This is a genomic window from Glutamicibacter sp. JL.03c, from assembly GCF_025854375.1.
Lineage (GTDB): Bacteria > Actinomycetota > Actinomycetes > Actinomycetales > Micrococcaceae > Glutamicibacter.
In genome coordinates this window covers 1206903-1223789 of the sequence record NZ_CP107575.1, presented here as the reverse complement: position 1 = coordinate 1223789, position 16887 = coordinate 1206903, and the positions used below count along the sequence as shown (strand labels likewise).

Annotated in this window: 16 protein-coding genes and 1 tRNA gene; 2 read left to right on the top strand and 15 right to left on the bottom strand. The window is 59.3% G+C overall.

Annotated elements, in window-relative coordinates; all coding sequences use genetic code 11:
- The first annotated feature begins 284 nt into the window (after nucleotides 1-284).
- Nucleotides 285-1100 carry a ParA family protein gene (locus OF385_RS05655; RefSeq protein WP_264277379.1) on the top strand — a complete coding sequence of 272 codons (816 nt, stop codon included), beginning with the start codon at nucleotides 285-287 and terminating at the stop codon, nucleotides 1098-1100.
- An 88-nt stretch (nucleotides 1101-1188) separates the two neighbouring features.
- Here OF385_RS05655 and OF385_RS05650 read toward each other — a convergent pair whose 3' ends face one another.
- The 4 genes from OF385_RS05650 to OF385_RS05635 all read right to left on the bottom strand — a co-directional run bounded on the left by OF385_RS05650 (nucleotide 1189) and on the right by OF385_RS05635 (nucleotide 3826).
- Nucleotides 1189-1782, bottom strand: a complete 594-nt coding sequence (locus OF385_RS05650) for a MerR family transcriptional regulator (RefSeq protein WP_264277378.1) — start codon at nucleotides 1780-1782, stop codon at nucleotides 1189-1191.
- A 241-nt stretch (nucleotides 1783-2023) separates the two neighbouring features.
- Nucleotides 2024-2506 carry a bifunctional nuclease family protein gene (locus tag OF385_RS05645; protein WP_264277377.1) on the bottom strand — a complete coding sequence of 161 codons (483 nt, stop codon included), beginning with the start codon at nucleotides 2504-2506 and terminating at the stop codon, nucleotides 2024-2026.
- A 40-nt stretch (nucleotides 2507-2546) separates the two neighbouring features.
- Nucleotides 2547-3302, bottom strand: coding sequence for a MerR family transcriptional regulator (locus tag OF385_RS05640; RefSeq protein WP_264277376.1), 756 nt, complete (start codon nucleotides 3300-3302; stop codon nucleotides 2547-2549).
- 71 nt (nucleotides 3303-3373) lie between these two features.
- Nucleotides 3374-3826, bottom strand: coding sequence for an FHA domain-containing protein (locus OF385_RS05635; protein WP_264277375.1), 453 nt, complete (start codon nucleotides 3824-3826; stop codon nucleotides 3374-3376).
- Nucleotides 3827-4091: 265 nt separating this feature from the next.
- Between OF385_RS05635 and OF385_RS05630 the strand changes: the two genes are divergently transcribed.
- Nucleotides 4092-4454, top strand: coding sequence for a DUF488 domain-containing protein (locus OF385_RS05630; protein ID WP_264277374.1), 363 nt, complete (start codon nucleotides 4092-4094; stop codon nucleotides 4452-4454).
- A 226-nt stretch (nucleotides 4455-4680) separates the two neighbouring features.
- Here OF385_RS05630 and OF385_RS05625 read toward each other — a convergent pair whose 3' ends face one another.
- The 11 genes from OF385_RS05625 to OF385_RS05575 form a co-directional block, all read right to left on the bottom strand.
- Complete coding sequence (locus tag OF385_RS05625; protein ID WP_264277373.1) at nucleotides 4681-6570, bottom strand: FAD-binding monooxygenase; 1890 nt, start codon at nucleotides 6568-6570, stop codon at nucleotides 4681-4683.
- 262 nt (nucleotides 6571-6832) lie between these two features.
- Nucleotides 6833-8539, bottom strand: a complete 1707-nt coding sequence (locus OF385_RS05620) for an ABC-F family ATP-binding cassette domain-containing protein (RefSeq protein ID WP_264277372.1) — start codon at nucleotides 8537-8539, stop codon at nucleotides 6833-6835.
- Nucleotides 8540-8744: 205 nt separating this feature from the next.
- Complete coding sequence (locus OF385_RS05615) at nucleotides 8745-9587, bottom strand: PhzF family phenazine biosynthesis protein (RefSeq protein WP_264277371.1); 843 nt, start codon at nucleotides 9585-9587, stop codon at nucleotides 8745-8747.
- Between the two features lie 73 nt (nucleotides 9588-9660).
- Nucleotides 9661-9737, bottom strand: a tRNA-Pro gene (locus OF385_RS05610).
- Nucleotides 9738-9837: 100 nt separating this feature from the next.
- Nucleotides 9838-11370, bottom strand: a complete 1533-nt coding sequence (gene der, locus OF385_RS05605) for a ribosome biogenesis GTPase Der (protein WP_264277370.1) — start codon at nucleotides 11368-11370, stop codon at nucleotides 9838-9840.
- A gap of 65 nt (nucleotides 11371-11435) precedes the next feature.
- Nucleotides 11436-12131 carry a (d)CMP kinase gene (gene cmk, locus OF385_RS05600; RefSeq protein WP_264277369.1) on the bottom strand — a complete coding sequence of 232 codons (696 nt, stop codon included), beginning with the start codon at nucleotides 12129-12131 and terminating at the stop codon, nucleotides 11436-11438.
- On the bottom strand, nucleotides 12113-13213 hold the full coding sequence (locus OF385_RS05595; protein WP_264277368.1) for a prephenate dehydrogenase: 1101 nt from the start codon (nucleotides 13211-13213) through the stop codon (nucleotides 12113-12115). Before OF385_RS05595 ends, cmk begins: the two co-directional genes overlap by 19 nt.
- Nucleotides 13214-13216: 3 nt before the next feature.
- A complete protein-coding gene (locus tag OF385_RS05590; RefSeq protein ID WP_264277367.1) occupies nucleotides 13217-14281 on the bottom strand; it encodes a pseudouridine synthase in 1065 nt (354 codons plus the stop codon).
- A 99-nt stretch (nucleotides 14282-14380) separates the two neighbouring features.
- The gene (gene scpB / locus OF385_RS05585; protein ID WP_264277366.1) at nucleotides 14381-14971 is read right to left on the bottom strand and encodes an SMC-Scp complex subunit ScpB; all 591 of its coding nucleotides are present in this window, start codon (nucleotides 14969-14971) and stop codon (nucleotides 14381-14383) included.
- Nucleotides 14964-15863: a segregation and condensation protein A gene (locus tag OF385_RS05580; protein ID WP_264277365.1), complete on the bottom strand. Its 900-nt coding sequence runs from the start codon at nucleotides 15861-15863 to the stop codon at nucleotides 14964-14966. The genes scpB and OF385_RS05580 overlap by 8 nt, the downstream gene beginning before the upstream one ends.
- Nucleotides 15863-16759 carry a ParA family protein gene (locus OF385_RS05575; RefSeq protein ID WP_413468106.1) on the bottom strand — a complete coding sequence of 299 codons (897 nt, stop codon included), beginning with the start codon at nucleotides 16757-16759 and terminating at the stop codon, nucleotides 15863-15865. The genes OF385_RS05580 and OF385_RS05575 overlap by 1 nt, the downstream gene beginning before the upstream one ends.
- Between the last annotated feature and the right edge of the window lie 128 nt (nucleotides 16760-16887).

The window sequence follows — 16887 nt, the reverse complement described above, 5'->3', positions numbered from 1 at the left end:
GACGTGAGACATCAACAGCCTGTCGGGTCTCGAAAAGTAACAGCTTTGCCACTTCTGTGAAACACACTACATCGACGTCGTGCTGAACGTCCAAACATTTCGCCATGTGGTCAGACCACAAGAAATATTTGATGAGGATGATCTTTTAATCACTAAGTTGGATCCATAGCCAAAAACTGACGTTGCAAAGTCGGGGAAATGGGCTTCGGCACACTATGATGATGAGAGACTAAATATTCGGTGGGACGTTAAATTAGCGAACAGTGAAAGGCGTGGTCTGGTCCGTGCACGTAGTGAGCATCAGCAGCCTCAAGGGTGGCGTGGGAAAAACCTCCGTAACGCTCGGCCTGGCTTCAGCAGCACTTGCCGCCGGCATTCCGACTCTCGTCATTGACTTGGATCCCCATGCGGATGCCAGCACTGGCCTCGGAGTTCGGGCAAACGGAAAACAGCCAATTGGGCAAATGCTCAAGAATGCTCGTCGTGCCCGCCTGCAAGATCAGGTAGTCGCCAGCGCGTGGCAGTCCAAGGCAGCAGAGAAGAAGTCCCGCACCCGCATTCCAGTGCTGGATGTTGCCGTAGGCGATGCTTACACCGGAATCTATGACCGCCCGGATCTGCGCACCAGGGACCTTCGACGCCTCACCCAGATTCTTAGCCGCACGAGCGGTTACCAGCTCGTGCTGATCGACTGCCCCCCATCGCTCAACGGCCTGACCCGCATGGCATGGAGCGCATCGGATCAGTTGCTGCTCGTAGCAGAACCAAGCCTCTTCTCGGTGGCCGGCACCGAACGCACCCAACGCGCCCTGGACCTGTTCCGACGCGAATTCGCGCCGTCGCTGGGCCCGGTCAAGGTGGTCGCCAACCGAGTCCGCAAGGACTCGGCGGAGCACACTTTCCGTCTAGGCGAGATGCGCCAGATGTTCGGCGAGTCCATGGTCAAGCCAGAAATTCCGGAACACCCGGAGTGGCAGCAAATTCAGGGTGCCGCCTATTCGGTTCACCAGTGGCCTTCAAAGGCCACTGCGCCAATGCTCAACCAGTTTGATGCCTTGCTCAAGGAAGTCATGGCGAGCGCAGGAGCTTCGAACCGCTAGCGTTCGCCAAACTTCGGCTAGATAGACTTCGGGCCGGATCACCATCTGGTGGTCCGGCCCGAAGTCTATTTACGTTTATAAGGAATAATTAGCCGACGTTGCGTGCGGCCTTGGCAGCACGACGCGCTGCGAGCTCGTCTTCCGGCATGGCTTGCTCAGCGGAGTTTTCCGAAGGAAGCTGCGCCAGCGAACCTTCAACCTCGCGCCAGACGCGTCCAACGGCGATGCCAAAGACTCCTTGGCCTTTTTGCACGAGGTCAATGACTTCGTCCGCACTGGTGCATTCGTATACGGAGGCACCATCGCTCATCAATGTAATCTGCGCCAGGTCTTCTACGCCGCGCTCGCGCAGATGCAGTACGGCCGCCCTGATCTGCTGCAGGGATACTCCCGTGTCCAGCAGGCGCTTGACGACCTTCAGGACCAGGATATCGCGGAAGGAATACAACCGGTGGCTGCCAGAACCCTTGGCGCCCCGAACCGCCGGCTCAACCAGGCCGGTACGTGCCCAATAATCGAGCTGACGGTAAGTGATACCCGCAGCCTTGCAAACAACCGGGCCACGGTAACCAGCATGCTCATCCAGCTCGGGCAGGTCATCGGTGAAGAGCAACCCCTGTGTATTGGATTGCTTGTTGCCACCGTCGGACCCATAATGAGACCCTGTCTGGCGTGACTCCATCCAATTGCTCCTTGCGTATCAGCACGTTCCTAAACGAGTAAATAGACGACTAAATTAGAACCGTGCAGATGCGAGCGATGATCACACAAACAGTTCCCGATTAATGTCTCTATTCATTGACGGTACGGCCATCTGACCTAATGGTCAAAGACCTTCAAGCTTAACTTTAAGCCGTGTCGCGCACGCAAATCGAATATCCCAAATGAGCTTCGATAATTCACTGAATTCAGCAATGCTTCGGCTAAGAAGAAAAGTCTTCGGGATCAATGTTGTCCAAAAATTCGCGGAACTCACGAAGCTGCTCTTCAGGAGCTTCTTCGCCATCGCCATCAGTTTCGATGGATACTCCGGCTTCTTCCAGAACATCTTCGGCGCACATGATGGGGCATTTGGCCCGAACAGCCAGAGCCACCGCGTCAGAAGACCTGGAGTCGACACGTTTGCCGTTGGAAAAGACAAGTTCGGCAACAAAAACAGCATTGTGCACCGAAACGATTTCAATTCTTTCTAGCGTCACTCCCAATGCCTCAAAAACGCTAATCATCAGATCATGAGTCATTGGACGAGGCGGGGTAAGCCCCTGTTCCGACATTGCGATAGCCGACGCTTCGGGGGCTCCGATCCACAATGGGAGATAGAGATTCTGATCTGGATATTTAAGCAACAGCAGTGGCTGATTCGCAGGCAGTTGAATACGAATCCCGGAAAACTCCAGTTCCAGCATGCCGGCCTCCTAGAGTTGTAAAAGCCTGATGAAAATTAGCCTAGCGATCAAGCTGTGAAATAGCACGTTGCACGAGTGCTTCGTGAATTTCCAGGAATTGACGTGAAATTTCTTGCGCTTCTTCCGCCGCCCGTGCACGGGCTGAAACTTCCGGCTTCTTCAAGTCATTGCCAATGATCGATTCAATCAGTGAAAATTCGCGATCAGCTGCAGTACGGAACTGGCGCAGGTGCCTTGGCTCCACACCGTGATTGGCCAGCTGCACGGCGGATTTAGTCACCTTGATGCAATTCGAATCGAACAAGCCTCCTTGTGATTCGATGAGGCCAAACTTCAGCAACTCGTCGACGAGTTCTTCGCTGGCGCCGGAGAGTCCTTGCAGCTCGGCCAGGGAGACCAGACGGGTCTTGCTCTCCACGGCTTCGGCCATGTCGCTATTGACCAGTTGTGGAGCGGCTGGCGCTCCCCCGGGCAGAGCTTCTGGAGCTTCGCCTCGGTCAACAGCGTCCAAGTGGTCTTTGATGACCTTCAGAGGCAGATATTGGTCGCGCTGCACTGAGAGGATGAAGCGAAGACGGCTGACATCGGAAGCAGTGTATTTGCGGTAGCCGGCGGAGGTCCGCTGCGGGATGATCAGTCCCTTGTCCTCCAGAAAACGGATCTTGGATGCCGTGGCCCGTGGGAATTCATCCTTTAGCTCCGAGAGCACTTCGCCGATATTCAGCGCTGTGTGCCGGACAGTCTCGCGACGTGCTGCCTCGAGTCGTGGGCTACGGGCTGCGTCAAAGATCGGCAAAGGGTCTGCACCTCGGAAGTAAAAATATCTCGACGGACAGGCCGTCGGCGGAAATCTAGAGCCCTACCAGTTTAAAGGTTCGGCACGCTCTGGTAGAAATTCAGGCGGAACTTGCCAATCTGCACTTGGACTCCGCTATTCAATTGGATTTCGTCAATACGGTCGCCATTGATGTATGTGCCATTGAGCGAGCCGATGTCGCTGAGCAAGAAGTTTTCACCCGTCCTGGTGAACTTCGCATGGCGACGCGATACCGTGACATCATCCAAGAAAATATCTGCATTAGGATGACGCCCGGCAATGCTCTCATCGGTGTCCAGCAGGAAGCGGGCTCCCTTGTTTGGCCCCGAGTGGGCAATGAGCAAAGCAGAGCCCGATGGAAGTGCGCGTACCGCATTCTTCTCATCCTCGCTCAACGTGTAAATCACCGAAGGCTCTGTAGCCTTGTTCATTGAAGGTAGAGCAATATTGGTCGTCTCGGAGGCAGACTCGTTATTTGGGTCAACCGGCCCATGTTCCGACATTTGGGATCCTCCAGAAAATCTTGCTAACGGCTCGTGCGCGACGACCTTGTGTTCAAATTCGGCATAGTATGCAATACCAAACTATCTACAGATTAGCCTACTCACCACCCAAGTGATAACAGAAGTATCGATAATTTCCGGTGCGCGGATTTCTTGACGCCACGGCTGCTGGTGAACGACCATTGATGCGACCGTCGCTATAACATCGACCATTCGCTGAATCGGGTGTCCGTGGAAGCCATGATCACTATCCTGCAGGTGGACAATGACAGAAATTCTGATTAAGCGTGCTTACGCGGAGCCCAGTGAAGACGACGGGTACCGAATACTGGTGGACCGCCTGTGGCCTCGCGGGCTAACCAAAGCCGCGCTCGAGCTTGATCAGTGGGCCAAATCCTTGGCCCCCAGTTCCGAGTTGCGGAAGGCATGGAACCACGACCCAGATAGGTTTGAGCAGTTCGCCGAACAGTACAAGGACGAGCTGAATCAGAACGCAGGCGTCGACGAGTTCCTGGAACTAGCTGAGCAGTTCCCTACGATCACCTTGGTTTTTGCGGCGCGCAATGAACAGGCTAATCACGCGATGGTGTTGCGAGAGTATCTTCTTGAACAGATGAAGCTCCGCTAGACGGAACAAAGCAGACTCCGTCGGTGCACACCAAGTCCGACTCAACAACCTGCTGAAGGTCAAAACTAAATTCTTGGCTCATGGTTTCACCCTTGTGCTCGGATCAATTCATCTGTCACTGCTTCCAACTTCTGATGCCCGGAAAATATTCCATTGCTGGCAGACCAGAATTCCGTTGAGGCGCTTCGTTCTCAACTGCGCCCCAACGGTGCTCTTCCAGCGTGACTTAGTTCTGCGCGACCAAGACTCCGTCAAAGAATCGAGCCAGCTCCGCTGTCGCGTTCAGTGGTAGAACATTGGCTACGTACATATCTGGTCGGACGATGACGATGGCGCCATCGCGCGAGATCTGGCGATCATCGAAAATATCGGACGATTCCAAAACCGTATAGACCTTCTCGTAGTCCGCCAAACCGAATGCGCCCACATTGGGGCGGAAGATTTTTGGCGCTTCGTTGACGTTGATGGTCGTATAGTCCTGCTGATAGATGACTTTCACGTCGAAGAGGGCGTCAAGGTCTGCCCCCTTCGGCGTGAAGCGGTTGACCGGCGATTCACTAGATTCCAAAAGCCATTGGGCCAGCGACGCGACTTTGCCCGCTTCGCCGACGTGGCTCTGGTCTGCAAAGACGTAGATTCGGTAACGGCCATCAGCGCGGTGGTGGTGTCCCAAATGCTTGGGATTCGCGTCCGCAATCCGCATGACTTCCGCAGACTTGAACCGCTTTCCAATCGGGAAGCCGGCAGCCAGGCCCTGATGCACTTGGTCGGCGGTGAGTTCAGAGGCAGCGTATTCGGTCATGAATCCAGCCGGGAATTCAGCGGTGCGCACGTAGAACTGCGCGACGCCTTCTTGTCCTTCCAAGGCCTCGGGCGTTGCGGCCATGATCGAAGACCATTGCTTGTCAAAATCGATAAGGTCCTTGGCGATGACTTTTCGTTCGGCCGAATAGGTACGCAACAGGCTCTGCGGGGCTTGGCCGGACAAGACGTACCCGAGCTTCCATGCCAGGTTAAAACCGTCCTGCATGGAAACGTTCATCCCCTGGCCTGCCTTGGCGGAGTGGGTGTGGCAGGCATCGCCGGTGATGAATACTCGTGGATCGCGCTTGCCGATCTCTTCGACAGCTACGTCGTCGAAGCGATCTGCCAAACGGTGCCCGACCTCGTAGACGCTATGCCACGCCACGTCCTTCACGTCCAGGGAGTATGGGTTGAGGATCGCCTTGGCGCGTTCGATGATTTCTTGCAGCGGTGTCTGGCGAACTTTGCCGTTGTCGTTCTCGGGCACTTCACCCAGATCAACGTAGAGCCGGAAGAGCTGGCCCCCCTCGCGAGGGATCAGCAGAATTGATCCGGCCTGTGAGTGGATCGCGCATTTGGCGCGCACGTCGGGGAAATCCGTGAGCGCCAAAGTGTCCATCACTCCCCATGCGTGATTCGCCTTGTCGCCAGACAGCTTGGTTCCGATGGAACGGCGGACGTTGCTGCGTGCCCCGTCGGCGCCAACAACATATTTGGCACGCACGACCCGCTCAAGACCCTGATTATCGTCGCCGCAGCCCAGCAGGGTTACCCTCACCGGGTATTCATGGTTTTCCTCCACCACTAGACCCTGGAAATCCCAGCCGAAGTCTGGAGCAAGGCGTGTTGGAGAGTTGTAAGCATACTCGGCGAAGTAATCAATCACGCGGGCTTGATTGACAACAAGGTGCGGGAATTCGCTGACGCCAGTGGGATCATCCGGGGTTCGATCGGTGCGGATAATACGATCGGGATTCTGCGGATCCGGATTCCAGAAGGTGGTCTCCCTGATGACGTAGGCCTCCGAGATGATGCGCTCGGCAAAGCCGAAAGCCTGAAAGGTCTCCACCGTTCGGCACTGGATGCCGTCAGCTTGCCCGATCTCCAGACGTCCGGCTCGTCGGTCAATAATCCGGGTGTGAACTTGAGGGAACTGTGAGAGTTGGGCTGCAGCAATGATGCCTGCAGGACCAGTGCCGACAATCAGCACGTCCATCTGTTCCGGCAGCTCGGTGGGTCGGCCCAACCCCGTACCGGCGGCGGGCTGAACGCGTGGATCAGCGGATACATATCCGTTGTGGTGAAACTGCATTGTTCCATTCCCTAATTCTCTAACAGTGCATCCAGACTTCTGAATCAAAATTCTATAAACGAACACTGTAATCTTTTATCGCACTCAAATCATATGCAATCTGTGAGCTCAGGCACAAGGCGACTGGTGGTGCAGCAGATATCCGCCAATTCAGGGCGCAAAAAGCCCCGGCAACCATCGATGATTGCCGGGGCACTGTTGCCGACAACGGGCTGTGCTCCGCTTCGCCTCTGCATGAATGCAGAAGAACGACTCGGGTGAACTAGCGCACGACCTGGACTGTCCCTTCACGCACATGCAAACGTTGCAGGCCCGGATGCTCCTTCAGTTTCTGTTGCCATCTGCGGTCATGGCTCACTGTGATCACGGTTCCGGGGAAATCCTCCAGCGCGTCTTCAAGCTGTTCAACCAGCGCCGGCGAGATATGGTTAGTTGGCTCATCGAGGAACAGCACATGCGCTTGCGAACTCACCGCAATGGCCAGTTCGAGCCTGCGGCGTTGCCCTACCGAAAGCGCCAGCGGATGCCTCAAGAAGTCTTCGGGCGCAAATAGCCCCAGCTTGGCCAGGACTTCGGCAGCGTCATCAACATATTGATCAGTTGCCAGCGCGAAGGCTTCAATCAGGCTATCGCCCGTCACCTCGCCAAGATCTTGCCGCAACCAAGCGCAACGCACATCTGATGCTCGCTGAATGATGCCTTCTTCATGGTCCAGCTCGCCAGAGAGCATCTTGAGCAGTGAGCTTTTACCGGCACCGTTAGGGCCGGTGACCAGCCATCGTTCGCCGAGTTTGACCTCGAAGGATCCCGTGCTGAGCGTTGGAGATTGCTCGCGCCGGGCGTTCTGGACGAGGATCAAGGTCTCCGCCGAGTCATGAAGCGCTGCGCCAGCGGGCAGGGAAAACTCAAGTTCCGTGGCAGGCTTTGGCGCTGGATCAGACTCTAGCTCTTCCATCCGGGACTTGGCTTGGCGGATCTTGGAGGTAGATCCATGGCTGCGTTCACGCGAACGAAAATTTCCGTGCCCAAAACCGGCCATCTCCATTTTTCGGGGAATGGCCGCGACCCTCGCGGCGTTCTTCTCGATTAGTTTCTTGGAATGCTCCATCTCTGCCAGCCACAGGTCGTAGGCTTCCACAGCGGCTGCCCGCTCCTGCTCCTTGGAATGGAGGTAGCCGTCATAGCCATTGCCGTATCTGCCCAATTGCCCGTCGTGGACTTCGAGGATTGATCGCGCAAAGCGTTTGAGGAACATGCGGTCGTGCGTGATGAGAACCAAGGCGCCACGATGCTTGTCCACGCTTCTCTCCAGCCAAGCCAAAGCAGCTTCATCCAGGTCGTTGGTCGGTTCATCGAGCAGCAATAGTTGCGTTCCGGAACACAGTACACATGCCAAGGCGAGTCGTGACCGCTGGCCGCCGGAGAGCCGCGAGACATCAGCCTCTCGGTCCATCTCCCCCAGCCCCAGTTGCTGCAGCGCGCTGTCCAGTCGCTGGGCCAGTGTATAGCCGTCGGCGGCTTCGTAAATGTCGGTGACCTGTTGCAGCTGGGCCATGAGGCGCTCAGCTGCCGCACCCTCAGCTGCTTGAAGCTTGCCACTGATGATGCGCATCAGGTTCTCCAGCTCTCGGAAGCGAGCATGATAGGAATCGATTACCTGCTGAATACTCATCCTGGCGGCAAACCGAGGATTCTGCGCCGCATAAGCTACGCCACCCGGAGCATTCATGTGCCGCTGGCCGCCGTCGGCTTCCAGTGTCCCGGCGATCACCCGCATCAGCGTGGACTTGCCCGAACCGTTATCGCCGAGCACTGCCAGGCGTTCCCGCCCGGAAATAGTCAAGTCGCAGTGCACGAGCACGTCACGATCTGCGAAGCTGACACTGATGTCGTCCAGCAAGCAAATATAGTCAGGGGCACTTTCACGATTTTCAGGCGACGAACGGCGCTGGTCATGGAATTGGGTCATGGGATTTTCCTGCCTATCGCCGGGCGGCTTTCTCGCAGAAGTTCCGAAAGGCGGCGATTATCGGGCATCACAACGATGCAAAAGAGTATAGGGAGAAGAAGCGGCGAGCAATCGCCTGCTGCCTAGAGGAAATAGATCCCGGAAATTATCGTGCCCATTTCTCAAGACTAAGCCGGTTAGCTGGTACTCGCAAGATTTCCTTCACCTAGAGCTCGATGGTTCCCTTGATCAATATTGCACTCGTCCCGCCGACCCATAGCTGGTCATCGACAAGATTCATGTGCACCTGCCCGTCACGCCCGACAGCGGTTCCCTGGTGGTTTGTCCAAGGCGCGGTTGCATACCCTGCATCGATCAGCCATTGCGCTGCGGCACCGTTCAGGCTGCCGGTCACGGGGTCCTCACGCAAGGCCCCGTCCTCGATGGTCAGCGCCCGGACTTCGAATTTTTCTGGCCACCGCCCTAACGGCAGGGCGCCGATCACGCCGATTTTCCATCGGCCCGGGCGCTGCGGAATCTTGGGAACAATGTCCAGCACCCGTTCCGAGTTCTCCAGGAGGATCGCTGCCCATCCCGGCCCGTTGTCGACCCATTGGGCATCGATCATTGCAGTTGGTTCGATATCAAGGATCTCCAGCATTTCCGCCAGTTCGTCAGCATCGATCGGTCCGCTGCGCACGGGCGCTGGCGAGGCGAAGGAGAGCATGTCCTGATCGATGTTGATCGGCACCAACCCTGCGCCGCATTCAACAATGAGTTGGCGCGGATCTCGCGGCACTCCCCCGGCTTCCAGCCACGCGCGGGCGGTGCCCAGAGCAGGATGGCCTGCAAAACGGTACTCATGCTGCCGCGCGAAAATACGGAATCTGAAGTCCGCTTTCGGATCCGTGGCAGGAAGAACGTAGGTGACTTCGGAGAGATTGGACCACAGTGAATAGTCCTGCATCGCCGGCGTGTCCAGTTCTTGGCCATCGAGCACCACACCCAGTGGATTGCCCTTGTAGGCGGTGCTGCTGAAAACATCTACCTGGTAGAACCGACGATGCATCGGGCGCCCTTCCGAACTTGTCCTGGGTAGCACGAAACCCCGCCGAGAGTGTTCTCGACGGGGTTGCGCGAGCTGGTCGGGCTAGCGGGATTTGAACCCACGGCCTCCTCACCCCCAGTGAGGCGCGCTACCAAGCTGCGCCATAGCCCGATGCCTCCGCAGCCGTTATCCCCAAGTCGTGAGAACCAAGGGTGCCGTCTGCAAAAGCTCCTCTATTACCCTACACCAAGTGAAGGGCTAATTTCGAACTCTAGCGCTTACGTCCGCGGCGTTCACGGATTCGCATGGAAACTTCGATCGGAGTGCCCTCGAATCCAAAGGTCTCACGCAGTCGGCGGGTGATGAATCGGCGGTAGCCAGGATCCAGGAAGCCGGTGGTGAACAGCACGAAGCGTGGCGGACGAGCCGATGCCTGGGTGCCGAAGAGGATACGTGGCTGCTTGCCGCCGCGCACCGGGTGCGGGTGCGCGGCGACGAGTTCGCCGAGGAAGGCGTTGAGCTTGCCGGTGGGAATGCGCTTATCCCACGAGTCCAGCGCGGTGTTCAGCGCGGGAACCAGCTTGTCCTTGTGCCATCCGGTCTTGGCCGAAATATTCACTCGTGGCGCCCATTCGATGTGCGCGAGGTCGCGCTCGATCTCCTGGTCCAGGTAGTAGCGACGATCTTCGTCGACTTCATCCCACTTGTTATAGACAATCACCATGGCGCGTCCGGCTTCAATGGCCAACTGGATGATCCGCACGTCCTGCTCGGAAACCACTTCATTCGCGGCCAGCAGGATGACGGCCACTTCGGCCTTTTCCAGTGCGCTCTGGGTGCGCAGTGATGCGTAGTAGTCGGACCCCACGGCCATATGCTGGCGGCGGCGGATACCGGCGGTATCAACAAAGCGCCAGACATTTCCGCCGAGTTCGATCAGCTCATCCACCGGGTCGCGGGTGGTGCCAGCGTAGTCGTCGACCACGACGCGCTCGGAACCAGCCAGCTTGTTCAACAGCGAGGACTTGCCCACGTTCGGGCGCCCGATCAGGGCGATACGGCGAGGACCGCCAGATGGAATCAGGCCGCCGAATGCCGAGTGCTCAGGCAGCTTCTCCATGACAGCATCGAGCAGGTCCGCGGTGCCGCGGCCGTGCAGAGCCGAGACCGGCCAAGGCTGGCCGAAGCCCAGGCCCCAGAGCACGGCGGCTTCGGCTTCCTGGTTGAAGTCATCGACCTTGTTGGCCACGAGGAAGACCGGCTTGCCCTTCTTGCGCAGCATCTTCACCACGGCCTCGTCGGTGGCGGTGGCGCCAACGTGCGAGTCCACGACAAAGAGGATGGCGTCGGCGACGTCTGCCGCGATCTCCGCCTGGTCGGCCACGGAGGCATGGATGCCCTTGGCGTCGTGCTCCCAGCCGCCGGTATCAACGATGGTGAAGGGGCGGCCCATCCACTCGGCGGAGTAGGACACGCGGTCGCGGGTGACACCCGGGGTGTCTTCAACCACGGCTTCGCGGCGGCCCAGGATGCGGTTGACCAGGGTGGACTTGCCCACGTTGGGGCGCCCGATCACGGCGAGCACGGGTGGAATGACCACATCGGCGTCGTCGTCATCAAAGTCATCCAAACCTGCGAGCAGGGCCGAGTCTTCCTCATCCAGCTCGTAGTCTTCCAGTCCGCTGAGCAGAGCCTGCGCGCGAATGGCGGCTTCTTCCTCGCTCAGTTCGGCCAGGCGCTCGGCGATATCGTCGTCTCCAACGGGGATGTATTCCTCGTCGTGGGTGGAGTTGTTCTCGCTCATGATTTTCCCTTCACAGCGATCGTAATCTTCATCGGCTCTCGCCGAGGATGGGCACCAGCTTGTGGCTAGTTTTTCGTTGCAGTGCTGATTGCGTCAAGCACGGCCTTGATGGTTTGCTCGAAATCCAAGTCTGAGGAATCCACGGTCATCACGCCATCGGCGGCCTGGGTGAAGTTCACCACGGTGGAATCCTTGGCATCGCGGGCCAGCACCTGGTTGGCCAGCTGCGAGTCGTTCTGGGTGCCGCCGAGCTGCAGGCCACGGCGGCGCAAACGCGCTTCTTCCGAAGCGGTCAGCAGGATGCGGGCATCGGCGTCCGGGGCCACCACGGTGGTGATGTCGCGGCCTTCGGCCACGATGCGTGCGTTGGCCTTGATGATGTCCTGCTGTCGGCGCACCAGTTCGGCGCGGGCCTCCAGGTTGGTGGCCACGGTTGAAACCTGCTCGGAGATGCGCGGTTCGCGGATGGCGCTGGTGACATCGACGCCGCCGATCTCCACCAATTCGGCGTCCGGGTCCACCGAGATCTCCAGCTGGGCATCGCGCACGGCCTGGGCGATCGCGCTGGCGTCTGCCAGGTCGGTTCCGTCGGCGAGCACCGAGTAGGTAATGGCACGGTACATCGCCCCGGTATCGAGGTAGGCAGCACCCAATTCCCGGGCGACGGCCTTGGAGACCGAAGACTTGCCAGAGCCGCTGGGGCCGTCGATGGCAATGACGAGCTGGTCGTTGTTCAAGGTGCTCACTGGGCTACTTTCCATCCGTTCGTAGTCAATACGTTAATCAGTTCGTCGCGGCGTCCGGGGACCACCGAAACATCCACCATGCCGACCTGGTGGCCGGCAGAGTGCTCCATGCGCAAATCTTCAATATTAATGCCGGCCTCGCCGATGTCGGCCAGCAGTTGCGCGATCTGTCCCGGTCGGTCGTCGACCAGAACCGTGACCAGCGCGAAGGCTTGAGGCGGGGCGCCATGCTTGCCCGGAATGCGCGCCTTGCCGGCGTTGCCCTCGGTCATCAGCTGCGAGAGGTCCAGCAGCGCGCCAGGGCCCTGCGGGTTGCTCAAGGTCTTGATCAACCGGTCCAGGTCTTCTTTCATCCCGCTCAAGATTGGCACCAGCGCCTGGGCGTTGTGCGAGAAAATCTGGATCCAGAGCTTCTCGTCGCTGGCCGCGATACGCGTGGTATCCCGCAGCCCGTTGCCCGCCAATGCCAGCTGATGAGCCTCGGCATTCAGCAGCCGCGAGGCGATCATCGAGCTGGCGGCCTGCGGGAAGTGGCTGATCAAGGCCACGGACTGGTCATGTTCGGTGGCCGACATCCGATGCATGGTGGCACCAAGGTCGATCGCCAGGGATTCGGCGACCTTCACGCGGGCCGGGTCTGCCCCCTCGTGAGCGCAAATCACCCATGGCATGGAGGTGAACAGCTCGCCGCGTGCTGCGGCCGGGCCCGACTTTTCGCGTCCTGCCATGGGGTGGGTGCCCACATAGCGGGCGGTCTCGGCCGGGCGCAGCCGCTCATCTGCCAGGACCGCGGAAAGGATCGAGCCCTTCACGCTGGCGATGTCCACCACGGTGGCATTGGGATACGCCAACAGCGCGTCAGACGCCAGGCTTGCGGTGACATCCGGTGGCGCGCCGATGACGACGAGTTCCGGGGCGATAGCGCGCTGCTCGAGCAGCACGCCGGCTCCGATGTCTTGCGCTACGCCGGCGGCGGTCGGCGAGACATCGCTCAGGTAGACCGGCACGCCTTTGGCGCGCAGGCCCAGTCCCACCGAGGTGCCCAGCAGCCCGGTGCCGATGACCAGAACCGGGCCGGCAAGGTGAGAGGACAGCATGGGTTACATCCCCACCATGGCCATCAGGTGCCCGACTTCCTGGTTGCCCAGGGAGCGGATGGTGCCCTGCTTCTGGTCGCCCAGCTGGATCGGTCCCACGGCGACGCGCACCAGGCGCTGGACCGGGTGTCCGACGGCGTCGAACATGCGGCGCACGATGCGGTTGCGGCCCGAGTGCAGGGTCACCTCGACCATGACGTTCTTCGGGGTGGTGGCGATGATCTTCAGGTCATCGACCTTGATCCAGCCGTCTTCGAGCTTGATGCCTTCGCGCAGCTGGTTGCTCACTGCACGTGGCAGCGGGCCTGGGATCTGCACCAGGTAGGTCTTGGGCACTTCGTACTTCGGGTGCTGCAGGCGGTTGGCCAGCTCGCCGTCGTTGGTCAGGATCAGCACGCCCTCGGTCTTGTAGTCCAGGCGTCCGACGTGGAACAGGCGCTGGGAGTGGTGCTCGTTCTTGAAGTAGTCGGCGATGGTGCGACGGCCTTCCGGGTCATCCATCGTGCACATCACGTGCTTCGGCTTGTTGAACACGTAGTAGCGGTTGGCCTGGTTCATCTGGATGCGCATGCCGTCGACGTGGATGGAATCCTTGGCCGGGTCCACGCGGGTTCCCAGCTCGACCACGAGGCTGCCGTTGACCTCGACGCGGCCTTCGAGGATCATCTCTTCGCAGACGCGTCGCGAAGCGACACCGGCGTTGGCCATGGCCTTTTGCAGGCGGATGCCGTCCTGCATTTCGCCGTTGGCCTCGCGAGTCGCCTGGTTCTCAGCGCGAGCCTGGGCGCGTGCGCGCTGGGTTGGACGGGCGTAATTGGTCGGCACCGAATTTCCGAAGCGTTCCTTGCCGAAGGCGCGTTCGGAGTTCTTGCGTACTGCTGAGGTGTTGCGCTTGGCCGAGTTCGACTTGGCCGAACCCGACTTGGCTCCTGGCTTCGCGGTCCTGTCATATGGCTTCTCGCCGAAGGACTTGCCGCCCTGCTGCTTGCCGCGGCCGCCTGCCGGCTTGCCGCCGAAGTTGGAATTGTTGCCGCGTGGTGTGCGGCCGGAGGAAGATCCCCTGCTCATGCTTCGCTGTGTCCCTTGCTGTTGCGTTTCACTGCGCGGGCCCATCGATGGGGGGCTCCACGCGTGCTTAGTCCGTTGTAGCCGCCAGCTGGCTGCTACTTAGTCGTCGTAGGTTGCCGAATCGAGCGATTCAAGATCGGCCACCCCAGGAAGATACGGGGATAGCGCAGGCAACTCATCTAGCGAGCCCAATCCCAGTCGTTCCAGGAAGTATTCGGTGCTCTGGTACAGCGTGGCACCGCCATCACCAGTTTCCGGATACTCCGTGATCAATCCGCGGGTGAGCAATGTGCGCACCACAGAATCGACGTTCACACCTCGAATCGCCGAAATACGTCCACGCGAGACCGGCTGACGGTAGGCGATGACAGCCAGGGTTTCCAAGGCGGCCTGCGACAAGCGCGCGCTCTGCCCGTCGAGCACAAAGCTGGAGACGAAATCGGCGTAATCGCTGCGCGTATAGAAACGCCACCCGGAGGCGACACGACGCAGTTCAAATCCGCGCGGGCGATCCTTTCCATCATACTCGGTTGCCAGTTTCTCCAAAGCTTCGGCAACTCGCGCCGTAGGCACCTGGAAGATTTCGGCCAAACGCGCCGAACTGACGGGGATATCAGCGACCATCAGCACCGCTTCGAGGCCCGATTCCAGGCCTCCTGGCAGCTGGTCAATGGGTGCAATCTCACTCATGATTCACCTCACCCCCGCTTCCCTCATACTCGTCTTGCACCGCTTCGGCATCGAAGGAAGACTCCGAAGCCAGGCTGATCCGCAGCGGGCCGAGCGGATCCTCTTGCTCAAAGCTAATCGCACGCTGCCTGAACATCTCCAACAATGCCAGAAAACGCACCACGACCACCAGATGCGCTGAAGCGTCAGCAACCACCTCGCGGAAGTCCAGCGGGCCGCGCGCCTGGAGCAGCGCGGTGATGGCCTCGGCTTCCTCGGCGATGGTGACGTTAGCCCCATGCAGGTGCCCGATCCCCACTTCGGTGATCGGCTCGGCCTTAGGTGCCAGGGCCTTGGCAGCCAGCGCCGCCAAGGCGTCGGGTCCGATGGTGAAAACCAACTCGGGGAGCAACGAAGCGAACTCGGGCTCCAGCGATACCTCGCGAGGATGGCGCGAGCCTTCGATCTCATAGCGTTCGCCAAGGAATTCCGCGGCCTGCTTAAAGGCCTTGTACTGCAGCAACCGGGCAAAGAGCAGATCGCGGGCCTCCAGCAGCTCGAAGTCCTCCTCGTCGGCCATTTCGCCGCGGGGCAGCAATCGCGCCGCCTTCAGATCAAGCAGCGTGGAGGCGACCACCAGGAATTCGGTGGTCTCATCCAGGACCTTCATCCCGTCATTGCCTTCGGCCATGCTGGCCTGGAGCTCGCGCAGGTAGGCGATGAATTCGTCGGTCACTTCGGCCAGCGCCACCTCGGTGATGTCCAGTTCGCGCTGGGTGATCAGGTGCAGCAGGAGGTCGAAGGGCCCATTAAAATTCTCCAGGGCAAGGCGAAAACCGCCAGACGATTCCTGCTCAGTCTCAGCTGGCGGTGGGGAATCGTTGGCGGTTTGCTCGGTGAGCGTGGTGCTCATTACGGGGCGCCACCGCGCCAAATCAATTCGCGCGCCAGATTGCGGTAGGCCTCGGCACCGGGGTGGTTGGCCGCATAGCTGGTAATCGGCTCCGCAGCCACGTTGGCATCAGCGAACTTGATGGTTCGCTTGATCACCGTTTCAAAGAGCTTGTCGCCGAAGGCCTCGTCCAGGCGGGTAATCACTTCGCGGCTGTGCAAGGTGCGCGCGTCGTACATGGTGGCCACTACGCCGTCGAGCTCCAAGACCTGGTTCAGCCGGTCCTTGACCTTGTCGATGGTCTCCATCAGCAGGGCCACAGCACGCAGGGCGAAGAATTCTGCAGTCAGCGGGATGATCACGCCATGGGCGGCAGTCAGCGCATTGATGGTCAGCAGGCCCAGCGATGGCTGGCAATCGATCAGCACTACGTCATAGTCGTCGATGACGTGGCGCAGCGCCCGCTCGAGCACCTGCTCGCGCGCGACTTCGTTGACCAGTTGCACTTCAGCGGCCGACAGGTCGATGTTTGCCGGCAGCAGGTCGATGTTTTCCACATCGGTATGCAAGATCGCGTCCGTGATTTTCACCTGGCGATCCATCAGCACGTTGTAGACGGTGATGTCCATTTCATGCGGGTTGGTGCCAAATCCGGCAGACAGAGCGCCCTGCGGGTCGAAGTCCACCAGCAGCACCTTGCGGCCGTACTCGGCGAGCGCGGCGGCCAGATTGATGGTGGAGGTGGTCTTGCCGACGCCACCCTTCTGGTTAACCATGGCGATCACGCGTGCTGGGCCGTGCGAAGGCAACGGTGCTGGCACCGGGAAATCTGTCAATGGCTTGCCAGTTGGACCCACCGGACGAGGCTCCTTGAGCATTCCCGCCCCGCGGTGCTTATTTCCCTGTTCCTCGCTCACGATGGGTCAACCACACTTCCCGTTCGATACACCAAATTCTTTGAGCTATAGGCTCATTTCAAGGTTATCGGCCGAAGCAAAAGATCCCGGTTTTTGGGCTCTTGCACGGCGAGCCTTTACCTTGAACC

Excerpts from the sequence above, each read along its gene's own strand:
- OF385_RS05620 (WP_264277372.1), bottom strand. The coding sequence starts at position 8,539 with ATGACCCAATTCCATGACCAGCGCCGTTCGTCGCCTGAAAATCGTGAA.
- der (WP_264277370.1), bottom strand. The coding sequence starts at position 11,370 with ATGAGCGAGAACAACTCCACCCACGACGAGGAATACATCCCCGTTGGA.
- OF385_RS05595 (WP_264277368.1), bottom strand. The coding sequence starts at position 13,213 with ATGCTGTCCTCTCACCTTGCCGGCCCGGTTCTGGTCATCGGCACCGGG.
- OF385_RS05645 (WP_264277377.1), bottom strand. The coding sequence starts at position 2,506 with ATGCTGGAACTGGAGTTTTCCGGGATTCGTATTCAACTGCCTGCGAAT.
- OF385_RS05615 (WP_264277371.1), bottom strand. The coding sequence starts at position 9,587 with ATGCATCGTCGGTTCTACCAGGTAGATGTTTTCAGCAGCACCGCCTAC.
- OF385_RS05635 (WP_264277375.1), bottom strand. The coding sequence starts at position 3,826 with ATGTCGGAACATGGGCCGGTTGACCCAAATAACGAGTCTGCCTCCGAG.
- cmk (WP_264277369.1), bottom strand. The coding sequence starts at position 12,131 with ATGGAAAGTAGCCCAGTGAGCACCTTGAACAACGACCAGCTCGTCATT.
- OF385_RS05650 (WP_264277378.1), bottom strand. The coding sequence starts at position 1,782 with ATGGAGTCACGCCAGACAGGGTCTCATTATGGGTCCGACGGTGGCAAC.
- scpB (WP_264277366.1), bottom strand. The coding sequence starts at position 14,971 with ATGAGTGAGATTGCACCCATTGACCAGCTGCCAGGAGGCCTGGAATCG.
- OF385_RS05630 (WP_264277374.1), top strand. The coding sequence starts at position 4,092 with ATGACAGAAATTCTGATTAAGCGTGCTTACGCGGAGCCCAGTGAAGAC.
- OF385_RS05625 (WP_264277373.1), bottom strand. The coding sequence starts at position 6,570 with ATGCAGTTTCACCACAACGGATATGTATCCGCTGATCCACGCGTTCAG.
- OF385_RS05590 (WP_264277367.1), bottom strand. The coding sequence starts at position 14,281 with ATGAGCAGGGGATCTTCCTCCGGCCGCACACCACGCGGCAACAATTCC.
- OF385_RS05580 (WP_264277365.1), bottom strand. The coding sequence starts at position 15,863 with ATGAGCACCACGCTCACCGAGCAAACCGCCAACGATTCCCCACCGCCA.